This is a genomic window from Sphingopyxis sp. GW821-FHT12F08 (assembly GCF_058806755.1).
In genome coordinates this window covers 311,576-326,336 of the sequence record NZ_JBXAQA010000003.1, presented here as the reverse complement: position 1 = coordinate 326,336, position 14,761 = coordinate 311,576, and the positions used below count along the sequence as shown (strand labels likewise).

12 protein-coding genes and 1 tRNA gene are annotated in these 14,761 nt (G+C 67.5%); 10 read left to right on the top strand and 3 right to left on the bottom strand.

Annotation, left to right across the window (positions count from 1 at the left end; all coding sequences use genetic code 11):
• The first annotated feature begins 11 nt into the window (after nt 1-11).
• The 3 genes from AC1RNQ_RS10420 to AC1RNQ_RS10410 all read left to right on the top strand — a co-directional run bounded on the left by AC1RNQ_RS10420 (nt 12) and on the right by AC1RNQ_RS10410 (nt 3,145).
• On the top strand, nt 12-776 hold the full coding sequence (locus tag AC1RNQ_RS10420; protein WP_493171063.1) for a MauE/DoxX family redox-associated membrane protein: 765 nt from the start codon (nt 12-14) through the stop codon (nt 774-776).
• 111 nt (nt 777-887) lie between these two features.
• Nucleotides 888-2,450, top strand: a complete 1,563-nt coding sequence (locus AC1RNQ_RS10415) for an alkaline phosphatase D family protein (RefSeq protein ID WP_493171061.1) — start codon at nt 888-890, stop codon at nt 2,448-2,450.
• A gap of 2 nt (nt 2,451-2,452) precedes the next feature.
• The gene (locus AC1RNQ_RS10410; RefSeq protein ID WP_493171059.1) at nt 2,453-3,145 is read left to right on the top strand and encodes an aspartate/glutamate racemase family protein; all 693 of its coding nucleotides are present in this window, start codon (nt 2,453-2,455) and stop codon (nt 3,143-3,145) included.
• 182 nt (nt 3,146-3,327) lie between these two features.
• Here the strand turns inward: AC1RNQ_RS10410 and mutL are convergent, their stop codons facing one another.
• Nucleotides 3,328-5,145 (bottom strand): DNA mismatch repair endonuclease MutL, encoded by a 1,818-nt coding sequence (gene mutL / locus AC1RNQ_RS10405; protein WP_493171058.1) that lies wholly within the window; start codon nt 5,143-5,145, stop codon nt 3,328-3,330.
• 186 nt (nt 5,146-5,331) lie between these two features.
• On the opposite strand from mutL, the gene AC1RNQ_RS10400 reads away from it, so the two are divergent.
• From AC1RNQ_RS10400 to AC1RNQ_RS10375, 6 genes are all read left to right on the top strand, one after another.
• Nucleotides 5,332-6,378 carry a rod shape-determining protein gene (locus AC1RNQ_RS10400; RefSeq protein WP_493171056.1) on the top strand — a complete coding sequence of 349 codons (1,047 nt, stop codon included), beginning with the start codon at nt 5,332-5,334 and terminating at the stop codon, nt 6,376-6,378.
• A gap of 17 nt (nt 6,379-6,395) precedes the next feature.
• On the top strand, nt 6,396-7,304 hold the full coding sequence (gene mreC, locus AC1RNQ_RS10395) for a rod shape-determining protein MreC (protein WP_493171055.1): 909 nt from the start codon (nt 6,396-6,398) through the stop codon (nt 7,302-7,304).
• Nucleotides 7,301-7,825: a rod shape-determining protein MreD gene (locus tag AC1RNQ_RS10390; protein ID WP_493171054.1), complete on the top strand. Its 525-nt coding sequence runs from the start codon at nt 7,301-7,303 to the stop codon at nt 7,823-7,825. Before mreC ends, AC1RNQ_RS10390 begins: the two co-directional genes overlap by 4 nt.
• A 17-nt stretch (nt 7,826-7,842) precedes the next feature.
• Nucleotides 7,843-9,753 carry a penicillin-binding protein 2 gene (mrdA, locus tag AC1RNQ_RS10385; protein WP_493171052.1) on the top strand — a complete coding sequence of 637 codons (1,911 nt, stop codon included), beginning with the start codon at nt 7,843-7,845 and terminating at the stop codon, nt 9,751-9,753.
• The gene (gene rodA / locus AC1RNQ_RS10380; RefSeq protein ID WP_493171050.1) at nt 9,750-10,856 is read left to right on the top strand and encodes a rod shape-determining protein RodA; all 1,107 of its coding nucleotides are present in this window, start codon (nt 9,750-9,752) and stop codon (nt 10,854-10,856) included. Before mrdA ends, rodA begins: the two co-directional genes overlap by 4 nt.
• A 122-nt stretch (nt 10,857-10,978) precedes the next feature.
• A tRNA-Lys gene (locus AC1RNQ_RS10375) sits at nt 10,979-11,054 on the top strand.
• A gap of 73 nt (nt 11,055-11,127) precedes the next feature.
• Here the strand turns inward: AC1RNQ_RS10375 and AC1RNQ_RS10370 are convergent.
• The gene (locus AC1RNQ_RS10370; protein ID WP_493171049.1) at nt 11,128-11,910 is read right to left on the bottom strand and encodes an SDR family NAD(P)-dependent oxidoreductase; all 783 of its coding nucleotides are present in this window, start codon (nt 11,908-11,910) and stop codon (nt 11,128-11,130) included.
• Nucleotides 11,911-12,035: 125 nt separating this feature from the next.
• Here AC1RNQ_RS10370 and AC1RNQ_RS10365 point away from each other — a divergent pair, with 125 nt between their 5' ends.
• A complete protein-coding gene (locus tag AC1RNQ_RS10365; protein WP_493171048.1) occupies nt 12,036-12,788 on the top strand; it encodes a ThuA domain-containing protein in 753 nt (250 codons plus the stop codon).
• 225 nt (nt 12,789-13,013) lie between these two features.
• On the opposite strand, the gene AC1RNQ_RS10360 is transcribed toward AC1RNQ_RS10365, so the two are convergent.
• On the bottom strand, nt 13,014-14,651 hold the full coding sequence (locus tag AC1RNQ_RS10360) for a GMC family oxidoreductase (RefSeq protein ID WP_493171047.1): 1,638 nt from the start codon (nt 14,649-14,651) through the stop codon (nt 13,014-13,016).
• Nucleotides 14,652-14,761 lie beyond the last annotated feature (110 nt).

Here is a 14,761-nt window from a genome sequence, read left to right as displayed (position 1 = left end):
ATATGGGGCACATGACACAGGAAACAACCACCCCCGCGGGCCGCAAGACGGCCGTTCTCCACCGCATGGTCATGCCGGGGCACATCTGCCCCTATGGCCTCAAGGCGCGGCACCTCTTGAAGCAGAAGGGCTATGCGGTCGAAGACCGCTGGCTCACGACGCGCGAAGAGACCGACGCCTTCAAGGCCGGGCATGGCGTCAAGACCACGCCGCAGACCTTCATCGATGGCGTGCGGATCGGCGGCTATGACGACCTCCGCCGCCATTTCGGCCTGACCGTGCGCGATCCCGACGCGGTGAGCTACCGCCCGGTGATCGCGCTTTTCGCGATGACCGCGCTGATGGCGCTCGCGGCGAGCCACGCGGCGTTCGGCGACGCCTTCACGCCGCGCGCCGCCGAATGGTTCGTCTCGTTCAGCATGATCGTCCTCGCGCTGCTCAAACTGCAGGATATCGAGAGCTTTTCGACGATGTTCCTCAATTACGACCTGCTCGCGAAGCGCTGGGTCCCCTATGGCCGCATCTATCCCTTTGCCGAGGGGCTGGCGGGCGTGCTGATGACCGCGCACGCGCTGCCCTGGCTGTCGATCCCCGTGTCGCTGTTCATCGGGACGATCGGTGCGGCGTCGGTGTTCAAAGCGGTCTATGTCGAGAGGCGGGAGCTCAAATGCGCGTGCGTCGGGGGCAGCAGCAAGGTGCCGCTGGGCTTCGTCTCGCTCACCGAGAATCTGGCGATGGTCGGCATGGCGCTGTGGATGCTGACGATGCTGGTCTGACGCCGTCCGTCCCGCGGGGTGCAACCCCATTGTCACGATCCCGGCACATGGGATTTCGCCAGCGGCTGGGCTATGCCCGGCGCAACGAATCATCAGACTATGGGAACTGCCATGTATAATCGCCGCTCGTTTCTGGCCGGGGCGACGCTCGCCGGGCTCGCCGCCCCCGCGATCGTGCGGGCACAGGGACTGTTTCGCGACTTTCCGTTCAGCCTGGGCGTCGCGGCGGGCGACCCCGCGAGCGACGGCTTCGTCATCTGGACGCGCCTCGCGCCCGAGCCGATGGAACGCCACGGCGGCATGCCGCTGGCCAATGTCCCGGTCGACTGGGAGGTCGCGAGCGACACCGGCTTTCGCGACGTGGTGGCGAAGGGCACCGAGCTGGCGCGCCCCGAGCTCGGCCACAGCGTCCATGTCGAGGTCGCGGGGCTGCTGCCCGACCGGCCCTATTATTACCGCTTCACCGCCGCGGGCGAGCGCAGCCTGCGCGGACGCGCACGCACGCTGCCCGCGCCAGGCGCCAAAGTCGACGCGCTGAAGTTCGGCGTCGCGGGGTGCCAGCATTATGAAGCGGGCTTCTATGGCGCCTATCGCCACATGGCGCGCGAGGACCTAGCCTTCGTCTATCATTATGGCGACTTCATCTACGAATATCGGCAGGACTATCTGTTCGACAGCGGCCTGCCGATCCGCCCCGTGCGCCATTATGCGCAGCGCGCTTTGGCCGACCTCGACGATTTCCGTCTGGCCTATGCCCAGACCCTGCTCGATATCGACCAGCAGGCGGTACGCTCGGTCCATGCCCATCTGTCGAGCTTCGACGATCATGAGATCCACAACAATTGGGTGTCGGACATCGACAATTGGACGATGGACAATGGATCCTCCCCCGATGCACCCCCGCCCGAAGTCTTCATGCTGAAGAAGCAGGGCGCTATGCAGGCGTGGTACGAGCATATGCCGGTGCGCAAGGCGCTGCTGCCGCGCGGCGGCATGGTCGCGGCCAACCGCGAGTTCCGCTATGGCGACCTGATGGCGATGCAATTGCTCGACACGCGCCAATATCGCAGCGACCAGCCGTGCGGCGACGGCTTCAAGCCGATCTGCCCCGACGTGATGGCCAAGGACGCACAGGTGCTGGGCAAGGCACAGGAAGAATGGCTGGCGCGCAATCTGGCGAAGGGCGGCGCGCAGTGGAACGCGCTGGCGCAGCAGGTGACGATGATGTCGCTCGACCGCCGCCGCAAACCCGACGAGCCCCAGAAGATCCTCAATATCGACAGCTGGGCGGGCTATGAAGCGCCGCGCGAGCGCATCCTGTCGCGCATGGCGGGGCTGAAGAATTGCGTCGTCCTGACCGGCGACGAGCACCAGAATTTCTGCGGCGACCTGGTCCTCAAGGACAAGATCGTCGGCGCCGAATTCGTCGCGACCTCGATCAGCAGCAACGGCGACGGCAGCGACAAGCGCGCGGGCACCGACGAGTGGCTGAAGCTCAACCCCGAGCTCAAATTCGCCAACGACCAGCGCGGCTATCTTGTCTGCGAAATCGGCCGCGAGGCGTGGCAGACGCATTTCATGGTCGTCGACAAGGTGACCACCCCCGTCAACAATCTGTCGAAGCGCGCGACCGGGGTGGTCGAGAATGGCGTCGCCGGGATCAAGATGGCCTGACGATGCGGATGATCGGCATGATCGGCGGCATGAGCTGGGAAAGCTCGGCCGAATATTACCGGCTCATCAACCGCGACATCCGCGGGCGGCTGGGACCGACCGCGTCCGCGCGCTGCCTGCTGTGGTCGTTCGATTTTTCGGAGATCGAGCGGTTGCAGAATGCGGGCGACTGGGACGCGCTGACCGCGATGATGATCGACGCCGCGCGGCGGCTGGAGGCCGCGGGCGCCGAGCTGCTGATCATCTGCACCAACACCATGCACCTGATGGCCGACGCGGTGCAGGCCGCGGTATCGGTGCCGCTGCTCCATATCGCCGACGTCGCGGCCGACCGGCTGCACGCCGCGGGGGTCGCCAGGGCCGGGCTGCTCGGCACTGCCTTCACGATGGAGAAGGATTTCTACCGCGACCGGCTGGCCGCGCGGCACGGGCTGTCGGTCGTCGTGCCGGGCGCCGAGGACCGTGCGGTCGCGCACCGGATCATCTATGACGAGCTGGTGGCGGGCCTCGTGACCGAGGCGTCGCGCGACGCCTATCGCGCGATCATCGCGCGGCTGGTCGAGGCGGGCGCCGAAGCGATCATCCTCGGCTGCACCGAAATCATGCTGCTGGTGCAGCCCGAGGACAGCCCGGTGCCGCTGTTCGACACCACGACGCTGCACGCGGCTGCGGCGGTTGAACTGGCGCTTGGTTGAGGGTCGATCCTCCCCCGCAGGGGGGAGGGGGACCACCCGAAGGGTGGTGGAGGGGTACGGGAGGTCATGGGCAGCGTTCGACTGCCGGTACCCCTCCACCATGCTTCGCATGGTCCCCCTCCCCGCTCCGGGGAGGATCGCTTAAGTCCGCCCCGACCGAAAGCTTATACGCCATAACCCCTTCATTTTCGTCCAAATAGCCGTTCCACATCGTCCATCGCAAGCTTCACCCAGGTCGGGCGGCCGTGGTTGCACTGGCCCGAGTGCGGGGTGATTTCCATCTGGCGCAGCAGCGCGTTCATCTCGGTCACGCCGAGCGTCCGCCCCGCGCGCACCGAGCCGTGGCACGCCATCGTCGCGGCGACCAGTTCGAGCTTTTCGTTGAGCCCGAGCGCGGCGTCATAGCCCGCGAGGTCGTCGGCGATGTCGGTGACCAGCTTGATACAGTCGATCGCGCCGAGCATCGCCGGCGTCGCGCGCACCATCACCGCGGCGGGGCCGAAGCGTTCGAGCTCTACGCCGAGCGCCGCCAGCTGCGGCGCGGCGGCTTCGAGCCGGTCGCACGCGGGTTCGTCGAGCTCGACGACCTCGGGCAGCAGCAGCCCTTGCGAGGGCACCGTCCGGCCCGCCATGCCGGCGCGCAATTGTTCGAGCACCAGCCGCTCGTGCGCGGCATGCTGGTCGACGATCACGAGCCCGTCCTCGGCCTCGGCGACGATGTAGGTGCGCGCAATCTGCCCGCGCGCGATGCCGAGCGGATGCGCCTCGGCCTGCGGCACCGGCGCCACGGCGACCTCGGCGCGGCCCGCGAGCGGCGCCGGCGAGGCGAAGGGCACGAGCCGGTCGTAGACGCGCGCGACATCCTCCGAGGGCGGCGCGATGTCGGCGCCGAACAGATGCACCGCGGGCTCGCCGCGGGGCGCGCCGCCGAAGAGGAAGCCCGTCGTCGGCGCGGGCGCCACCGGTTCCTGCTGCCAGGCGGCAAGCGCCGCCTCGGCGGGGCGCTGGACGCTGCGGAAGCCATGCTCGTCCAGCGCGCGGCGGAGGCCGCCGACGATCATGCCGCGGACGAGCTGCGGGTCGCGGAAGCGCACCTCGGTCTTCGCCGGGTGGACGTTCACGTCGACCTCGCTCGCGGGCACGTCGAGGAACAGCGCAACCACCGGATGACGGTCGCGCGCGAGCAGGTCGGCATAGGCGCCGCGCAGCGCGCCGACGAGCAGCCGGTCCTTCACCGGGCGGCCGTTGACAAAGAGATATTGATGGTCCGACACGCCGCGATTGTAGGTCGGCAGGCTGATCACGCCGCCGAGGTGCACCTCGCCGCGGTCGAGGTCGACCCCGATGCTGTTCGCCGCGAGATCGCGGCTGGTGAGCGCCGCGACGCGCGCGAGCCGGTCCTGCCCGCCCTGCACGTCGAGCACGCGGCGCCCGTCATGCTCCATGGTGAAGCCCACGTCGGGATTGGCCATGGCGAGCCGCTTCACCACGTCGAGGCAGGCGGCATATTCGCTGCGCCCGCCGCGCAGGAACTTGCGCCGCGCGGGGATGCGCGCGAAGAGGTCCTCGACCAGCACGCGTGTGCCCTTCGCCAGCGCCGCGGGCCCCTCGGCGACGAGCGCGCCATTGTCGACGACGCGCTTCCAGCCATCGGCACCGGGCATCCGGCTTTCGAGCGTCAACCGCGCGACGCTGGCGATCGAGGGCAGCGCCTCGCCGCGGAAACCGAGCGTGGTGACGCGCTCGATCGCGTCGTCGGGCAGCTTCGAGGTCGCATGGCGTTCGAGCGCCAGCGCCATGTCGGCGGGGGTCATTCCCGACCCGTCGTCCTCGACCTCGATTCGCGCGATCCCTCCGTCGGCGATTCGCACCGAAATACGCGTCGAACCCGCATCTATGGCGTTTTCAACCAGTTCTTTGAGCGCCGCAGCCGGTCTTTCGACCACTTCACCGGCTGCGATCCGATTTACGAGCGTTTCCGGCAGGCGGCGTATTGACATAATCCCTTCCCTAGCGCAGTCGGACGCAATTCGCGACCCACCCGCACAGCCTGATCATTTTGTCCAGCCAGCCCCCCATGGACAGGCCGGAATCTCCCCCTGATTGGTCCTGCCCGCGGACGGGAATGCGTCGGCAAACACGGCGACGGGGCGGTCCGTTCGCAATGCAGACAGGAATGACGATCGATGTCCTTTTTCTCGCGTTGGTTTAAGTTCAATTCCCAAGACATGGCGATCGACCTCGGCACCGCCAATACGGTGGTCTATGTGCGGGGCAAGGGCATCGTGCTCAACGAACCCTCGGTCGTCGCGATGGAGACGTTGAACGGCCACCGCCGCGTCAAGGCGGTCGGCGACGACGCGAAGCTGATGATGGGCAAGACCCCCGACAGCATCGAGGCGATCCGCCCCTTGCGCGACGGCGTCATCGCCGACATCGACATCGCCGAGGAGATGATCAAGCATTTCATCACCAAGGTCCATGGCGGCAAGCCCAATGCCTTCCGCAGCCCCGAGATCGTGATCTGCGTGCCCTCGGGCTCGACCAGCGTCGAGCGCCGCGCGATCCGCGATGCGGCGTCGAACGCCGGCGCCAGCGAAGTGTGGCTGATCGAGGAACCGATGGCCGCGGCGATCGGTGCCGATATGCCGGTGACCGAGCCGATCGGCTCGATGGTCGTCGACATCGGCGGCGGCACCACCGAAGTCGCGGTGCTCTCGCTCCGCGGCCTCGCCTACACCACCTCGGTCCGCGCGGGCGGCGACAAGATGGACGAGGCGATCGTCTCCTATGTCCGCCGCCACCATAATCTGCTGATCGGCGAGACCACCGCCGAGCGGATCAAGAAGGATTTCGGCATCGCGCGCGTTCCGGCCGACGGCGTCGGGCTGACGATCCACATCAAGGGCCGCGACCTCGTCAACGGCGTGCCCAAGGAAATCTCGATCAACCAGGCGCAGATCGCCGAGGCGCTGTCCGAACCGATCGGCACGATCGTCGAGGGCGTGCGCATCGCGCTCGAGAATACCGCGCCCGAACTCGCCGCCGACATCGTCGACCAGGGCATCGTGCTCACCGGCGGCGGCGCGCTGATCGCCGAGCTCGACGAGCTGCTCAAGGACGCGACCGGCCTGCCGGTCACCGTAGCCGACGACCCGCTGACCTGCGTCGCGATCGGCACCGGCCGCGCGATGGAGGACCCCGCCTTTCGCGGCGTGCTCCAGCAAGCCTGATAGGGTAAAGTCGCACCATGGTCCGCCCGGCAGCTAGGCGTCCGGGGCAATCCCGAAAGGCCCAGACGAGCCTGTTCGTCGCCTATGTCATCGCGGTGACCGGGGCGGTGACGGGGCTGTTACTGGCGATCCTGTCGGTTGCCGATCCGGTCGGTTTCGCGGCGCTGCGCGTCGCGAGCCATGAGGTGACCGCGCCGGTCGCGCGCGGCACGCGGTCGGCCATCGGCTCGATCTCGGGAATCGACGACGCGGTATCGGCCTATGTCGGAGCGGGATCGCAGAACAGCAGGCTGCGCGCCGAGCTCGCCGACGCGCGGCGCCAGCTCGTCGCGACCAGCGCGCTGCAGGAAGAGAACCGCCAGCTCAAGACGCTGCTGAAACTGCAGGAGGCCGACAAGACCGGCGTCGCCAACGGCTATCTGCTCACCTCGACCTCGACCAGCAGCAAGCGCATCGCGCTGCTCAGCATCGGGCGCAATGTCGGCGTCGCCGCGGGCCAGCCGGTGCGCGGCGCCGACGGGCTGATCGGCCGCATATTGTCGAGCGGGCCGTCGGTGTCGCAGGTGCTGCTCCTCACCGACGTCGACAATATCGTGCCCGTCCGCCGCGCGCGCGACGGCCTGCCCGCGCTTGCCTATGGCCGCGGCAACGGCGACCTCGACGTGCGCACGCTCAACATCGCGAACAACCCGTTCAAGCCGGGCGACATCATGGTCACCTCGGGCACCGGCGGCCTCTATCCGCCCAACATTCCGGTCGCGATCGTCGTCCGCCGCACCAGCGAGGGCGCGCTGGCGCGGCCGCTCGCCGACCCGGCCAAGGTCGACGCGGTTTCGGTGCTGCGCCCCTATACGCCCGACACTATCGAGGCGCAGGCCGTCGCCGCTCCCCCTCCTCCGGCCCCCGCGCCCAAGACCGCGCCATGAACCGCGCCGCCGCGCCCCTGCAGCGCGAGCCGGCGTCGCGCTGGCGCATGCGCGCGGTACCGGTCGCCACGGTGATGTTCGCGTCGGCGCTGCCGCTGATGCTGCCGATGGTCGCGAGCTCGCCGGTGCTGCCGCCGCTCGGGCTGTTGCTGTTCCTCTGCTGGCAGCTGCTGCGTATCGAGATGTGGCCGGTGTGGATCGGCCTGCCGCTCGGGCTGTGGGACGATCTGTTCAGCGGCGCGCCGATCGGCACCGCGGTCGGGCTGTGGACGCTCGCGACGATCGCGATCCATTATTTCTCACAACGCGTTTATTGGCGCGGCTTCATCCACGACTGGGGCGTCGCGGCGCTGTTGATCGCGGCGGTGCAGGCGCTCGCCGCGCTGATCGCGCATCCCGACGCGCATATGGGCCGCGTATTGGGCCTCGTCGCGCCGCAGATCGTCATCTCGGCGCTGCTCGTCCCCCTGTTCCTGCGCCTGACCGGCAAGTTTGACAATTTCCGCCTGAAACGCCGATAGACTGGTCCTAATAGCGCATGTTCCGCAAAAAGAGCCCGCCGATCACCGAAGCCTGGAGGGGCATGACCTTCACGCGCCGCGCGATGCTGGTCGGCGGCGGCCAGATGGTCATCGGCGGCGCGCTCGCGGTGCGCATGGCCTATATATCGATTATCGACAACGACCATTATGTCCTTGAATCGGAAAGCAATCGTGTCAATCTGACGCTGGTACCGCCGCGGCGCGGCTGGATCGTCGACCGCCACGGCAAGGCGCTCGCGAACAACCGCGTCAGCCTGCGCATCGACCTGATCCCCGACCGGCTGCACGACAAGGACATGGTGCTGGGGCAGCTCAAGACGCTGCTGCGGCTCGATGGCGACGCGATGGAGCGGATCAACCGCGACCTCAGGGCCGCGTCGGGCTTCCAGCCGGTCGCGGTGGCCGAGGATCTGTCGGAGGCCGATTATGCGTCGATCCTGGTCCGCTTGCCCGACCTGCCCGGCATCGCGCCGCAGCGCGGCTTTGCCCGCAACTATCCGACCGGCGCCGCGGTCGGCCACCTGATCGGCTATGTCGGCGCACCGACCGCCGAGGAATATCAGGCGGCGAACAAGGACCCGCTGTACATCACCCCCGGTTTCCGCGTCGGCAAGGACGGGCTGGAGAAATATTTCCAGCCGATGCTGCGCGGCGAGCCCGGTGCCAAGCGCGTCGAGGTGACCGCGCGCGGCAAGGTGGTACGCGAACTCGACACGACCGAGGACAAGCAGGGCAAGACCGTCCATCTGACGATCGACGCCGACCTGCAGGAATATGTCGCGCGGCGCATGGGGCGCGAATCGGGCGCGGCGGTCGTCATCGACTGCCGGAATGGCGACATCCTCTCCTTCGTCTCGATGCCCAGCTTCGACCCGAACAGCTTTTCCGACGGGATCAGCAGCAACGAATATGCCTGGCTGCGCGCCGACGATCATCAGCCGCTGATCAACAAGGCGACACGCGGCCTCTATCCGCCAGGCTCCACGCTGAAGCCGATGGCGGCGATCGCGGCGGTCGACCATGGCGTCGACCCCAGCGAGCGCCACACCTGCATCGGCGGCTATCGCCTCGGCAGCCGTTTCTTCCGCTGCCTCGGCACGCACGGCAGCGTCGACATGCCGACCGCGATCATGAAGAGCTGTAACAGCTATTTCTACTGGCTCGCGCACAGGCTCGGCTACGACGCCATGGCGCCGACCGCGAAGCTGCTGGGCCTGGGTGAGGAATTCCAGCTCGCGGGCAGCAACCAGCGCTTTGGCACCATTCCCGACAGCGCATGGAAGATGCGCAAATATGACCAACCATGGTCGGCGTCGGATTCGCTGAACGCGGTCATCGGCCAGGGCTATGTCAGCGTGAACCCGCTCCAGCTCGCGGTCATGACATCGCGGATCGCCTCGGGGCGCCGGCTTTATCCGCGCCTGATCAACCGCGAATTCAAGAACGAGCCCCTGCCCTTCTCGCCCGAAGCGCTGGCCGTCGCGCGGCAGGGCATGGACCTGGTCGTCAACGGCGCCGGCACCGCGGTGCGCAGCCGCCTGCCGCTCGACGGCATCACCATGGCGGGCAAAACCGGCACCGCGCAGGTCCGCGGGCTCAACACCGGCAACGGCAAGGCCGGGACGTGGAAATTCCGCGATCACGGCCTGTTCATCGGCTTCGCGCCGGTGGCCGAGCCCCGCTATGCGACCGCGGTCGTGATCGAACATGGCATGGGCGGGGCGCGCGCCGCGGCGCCGGTGGCCAAGGATTTCATGACCTTTCTCTTCGACCGCGAAAAGGCGATGGAGGCGCTCGAAAGTTTCGAGGCCGGCTGGGGCGGCACGATCAAGGAGCGCATGGACCGCGACTATGCGGCGTGGAAATCGGGCGCGTCGAGCGATCCCGATCCGGGGGTGCCGCAATGATCCCGGTTCCCGCCGCCGTCCAGCGTATCCCGTGGAAGCTGATCGCGATCCTGTCGGGGATCACCGGCTTCGGGCTGCTCGTCCTCTATTCGGCGGCGGGCGGCAGCTGGTCGCCCTGGGCGCTGCAACAGGGCGTTCGCTTTCTCGTCTTCCTCACCGCGGCGCTCGTCATCGGGCGCTTCAGCATCAAGATTTTCGAGGATTTCGCCTATCTCGGCTATATCGGCATCCTGATCTTGCTGATCGCGGTCGAACTGCTCGGCTTCGTCGGCGGGGGCAGCCAGCGCTGGCTCAATCTCGGCTTCATGAACCTCCAGCCGTCCGAGCTGATGAAGGTCGCGATCGTGCTCGCGCTCGCGCGCTTCTACACCCAGCTTCCGCCCGGCAGCACGCGGACCTGGACCGCGCTCTGGCCCGCGCTGGTGATGATCGGCGTCCCCGCGGCGCTCGTGATGCTCCAGCCCGACCTCGGCACCGCGCTCGCGATCTGCATCGGCGGGGTGATCGTGATGTTCTGCGCCGGCCTGCCCTTCTGGTGGTTCGGCAGCACCGCCGCGGCGGGCGTCGCCGCCCTCCCGATCCTCTTCTCCTTCCTCCACGACTATCAGCAGAAACGCGTACTGATCTTCCTCGACCCCGAAAGCGACCCCTTGGGCGCCGGCTATCATATCAGCCAGTCGAAGATCGCGATCGGATCGGGCGGCATCGGCGGCAAGGGTTTCCTCAACGGGTCGCAAAGCCACCTCGACTATCTGCCCGAGGGGCATACCGACTTCATCTTTGCGACGATGGCCGAGGAATGGGGGCTGATCGGCGGTCTGGTGCTGCTCGGGCTCTTCTTCCTGCTGCTGCGCTGGTCGACGCGCGTCGCGCTGAACGCGCGCACGCGCTTCGGGCAGCTCGCCGCCACCGGCCTGACGATGACGATCTTCTTCTACATCGCGATCAACCTGATGATGGTGATGGGCCTGGCACCCGTCGTCGGCATTCCGCTGCCGCTCTTCTCCTATGGCGGCTCGTCGATGCTGACGATCATGACCTGCGTCGGCATCGTGCTGGCGATCGAAAATGACGCGAAAAAGGCCGGCGGGCGGCTGCGGTGAAAAAATAGTCAGCAAAAAAGCGCACGGGCCATTGCCATCCCCGCACGGCCATGATAGCGGGCCGCTCGCTTCGCAGCAAAGGGCCCTGCCCCCAGCTTCGAAACGTGCCGGAAACCGGCAGTGGACGCATAGCTCAGTTGGTAGAGCAGCTGACTCTTAATCAGCGGGTCCTAGGTTCGAGCCCTAGTGCGTCCACCATTTCCTCCATGATATTAAACGCATATAGCCCGGCGCTCTGGTGCCTTTGGCCGCACCGCGGGCTGTTCGCGCGCTAGACGCCCATCATCCCGGCGGTGGTCGCGCCGTCGATCACATAGTCGGCGCCCGAGATGAACCCGGCTTCGTCGGACGCGAGGAAGGCGACGAGCGCGCTCACCTCGCCCAGCTGCGCCATGCGCTGCATCGGTGCCATGCCTTCGAACGCCGCGCGCGCCGCCACGGGATCAGGCGAGCGGTCGATGACGCCGCGGATCATGTCGGTTTCGACGACGCCGGGAAGGATCGCATTGACGCGGATTTGATAGCCCTTGCCCGCGCAGTGGATCGCCGCCGACTTGACGAGCGCGACGACCGCCGCCTTGGTCACTGAATAAGCGGCGTAGTTGCCCATCGCGCGGTGCGCGTTCATCGACGAATTGACGATGATCGAGCCCGCGGGTCCTTGCGGATTCTTCGCCATCGCGCGGATCGCGTGCTGGACCGACAGCATGACGCCGGTCTGGTTCACCCCGATAATATGATTCCAGGCGTCGATGCCGATATCCTCGACGCTCGCGTCGCCCGCCTCGGTCCCGGCGTTGGCGAAGGCGATGTCGAGTCGGCCATATTCGGCCTCGATCTCAGCCATCAGCGCGGGCCAAGCCGCGGCGTCCTCGACGCGGTGCGTGCGGAAGATCGCGCCGGAATCGGCTTCCACCTTGGCCGCCGCCTCGGCATTCGAGCCGGTGAAGACGACCTTCGCGCCTTCTTTCGCGAGCCGCTCGACGGTCGCCGCGCCGATCCCGCTCGTCCCGCCGGTGACCAAAGCGATCTTACCGCTTTGTCTCTGCTGCATCGCACCTCTCCTCTCGCCTGCCCTATTGCCAGTTTCATGGGCGACAGGAACCTATCAATACAGCAAGGTGACGCGTGCGGCTGGCGCCCGCATGATGGCGCCACAACAAAGGGAGAGGACCGGCGATGAGCGACAGCGAGCATCCGCCCCGCATCGATTGCGTGCTGATCTGCGGCGGCGTCTGGCACGACATGGATTTCGCGCGGCTCGAGCTGCTCAAATTGCTTGCCGAGGACCAGCGCATCCGCACGCGGGTGTTCGAGAATTACGACCATATCGAGGCGATCGAGGGCGCCGATATCCTGATCACCTACACCTGCGACGTCACCCCGTCGCTGCCCGCGCAGGAGGCGCTCAAGCGCTGGCTGGCGAAGGGCGGGCGCTGGTACGCGCTGCACGGCACCAACTCGATCCTGCGACTGCTCGATAGCGGCGTCTGGGACGCACCGCGCTGGGCGCCGCTGATGATGAACCTCCTGGGATCGCAGTTCATCAGCCACCCCGCGATCGAGCCCTACACCGTCCGCGTCGTCGATCCCGATCACCAGCTCACCAAAGGCATCGAGCCGTTCGAGACGACCGACGAGCTCTATCATCTGGAAACGCATGGCGACCTGCACGTGCTGATGGACGCCGAGTGCACGGGTCCTGGAACCGGCTTCGTCGAAGCGGAAGACGCACCGGGCACCTATCCGGTCTTCTACATCAAGCGGCATGGCGCCGGCGCGGTGCTCTACCTCACGCTGGGCCATTGCCGCGGGCATTACGACCTGCAGCCGATGATGGACTGGTGGCCGACAGTCGACCGCTGTGCATGGGAACTGCCCGTCTTTTACGACCTGCTACGCCGCGGCATCGACTGGCTAAAGGAACGGTAAAGCGTTTGAGCGGAGGCGGCTGATTTCGGGCGGGAGCGGACGTTTCTGGTCCTCCCCGCTTGCGGGGAGGGGGACCGCCGCCGAAGGCGGTGGTGGAGGGGGCTCTCGGCCTGACGCGCCGCTTCAGGACGCCACCCCCCCTCCGTCAGCCCTGCGGGCTGCCACCTCCCCACAAGTGGGGAGGATCGTCTTATTTCCACCCCCCACCGGACATTGCCGAGTGCTTCAAGCCACCGCCCGCAAAGTCCGGCGGTCCTCGCGGATCAGCCCCGCCGCGCGCAGCGCGAGCGCCATCGCGGGGGCATTGGTATTCCCCGTCACCGGCGAGGGCATCACCGAGCAATCGACGACGCGCAAGCCCCCGACGCCGTTGACGCGCAGCCGCGCATCGGTGACCGCGCGATTGTCGCTGCCCATCCGGCACGTCCCCACCCCGTGCAGCCCGCAGGTCGCGAGGCGGCGGAAGGCGGCGAGGATTTCGGCATCGCTCTGCACCGCCGCGCCGGGGAGCAATTCGCGCTCGATCAGCCCGACGAGCGCCGGCTGCGCCATATAGCGGCGCATTGCATGCACCGCGGCGATCGCGCTGCGTTCGTCCTCGCGCGTCGTCAGCCAGTTGGGCTTGATGTCGGCGTGGGCATCGCTGTCGGCGCCCGTGATGTGGATGCTCCCCTCGCTCGTCAGGCGGAGGAGCTGACCATAGATGGTCATGCCCGGCTTGCGATCGATGCTGCTGAGCGGCACCGGATGCTTGTCGTCGCCGAGCGCGAAGGTGTAGCCGCCGAGGTAGAGCTGCAAATCGGGACGCATGTCGCGGCTGGTCAGGTTCAGGAAGGCGCCGACCTCGAATGGCCCGGTCGCCATGATCCCGCCGCGCGTCAGCATATATTGCGCCATCGCCCGCATCAGCCCGACGCCGAAGAAGCTGCGGTTGCTGCCGATATCGCGCGACAAGCGGTGCGGCATCGAAAAGCCCAGATGCTCGCGCATCCGTCCGCCGACGTCGGGGGCGTCGATCACGGGATCGACCCCGGCGGCGCGCAGCACGTCGGCGGGCCCGATGCCCGAGCGCTGGAGCAGCAGCGGGCTCTCCAGCGTACCGCCCGCCACGATCACCTCGCCGCGGCAGTCGAAGCGCTGCGGCCGGCCCGCGACCTTCGCCTCGACCCCGGTCACGCAGCCATTCTCGAGGACCAGCCGCTCGGCCATCGCATGGGTGACGATATGCAGGTTCGGCCGCTTCTTCGCGCGCGCCAGGAAAGTGGTCGCCGCGCTCTCGCGCCGGCCGCGGCGGACATTGTGCGCATAGAAACCGACGCGGTCGGATGTCGACGCATTGAGGTCGTCGACGGGCTTGAGCCCCATCTCGACCCCCGCCTGCACCATCGTCTCGGCGAGCGGATAGCTGTGGATCTTGGGCGCGACGCCGACCGGCCCGCCCGCCCCACGCATCGCGCTGGCGCCGAGGCCATGGTCCTCGAGGCTGCGGAACGCCTCGGTCATCGCCTCGCCGTTCCAGCCGGTGCCGCCGAGCTTTTCCCATTCGTCGTAATCAGCCGGCTCGCCGCGGCTCCAGATCATGCCGTTGACCGCCGACGATCCGCCCAGCCCCTTGCCGCGGATCCAGACCTCGCCCGGCGCGCCGCCGTCGCCGCGCGGCTGCGCCACGCCATAGGCCCAGATATGATCGGGGTTGGTGACGAGTTTCGCCACCCCCTTGGGGATCGCGACCCAGCGGCTGTCGTTGTCGCCGCCCGCTTCGAGCAGCAGCACGCGGATCTGCGGATCGGCGCTCAATTGCTCGGCGACGACGCATCCCGCCGATCCCGCCCCGACGACGATATAGTCCCAGCTGTCCGCCATGGCGCCTCTCCTGTCCCGCCACGATGTGGAACCGACCGCGCTGTCCCCGCACCTAGCGCAATAAATAGTCCCCTCGCTCTCCGCGCGGCATGATAGTGCCGGGGCAAGGA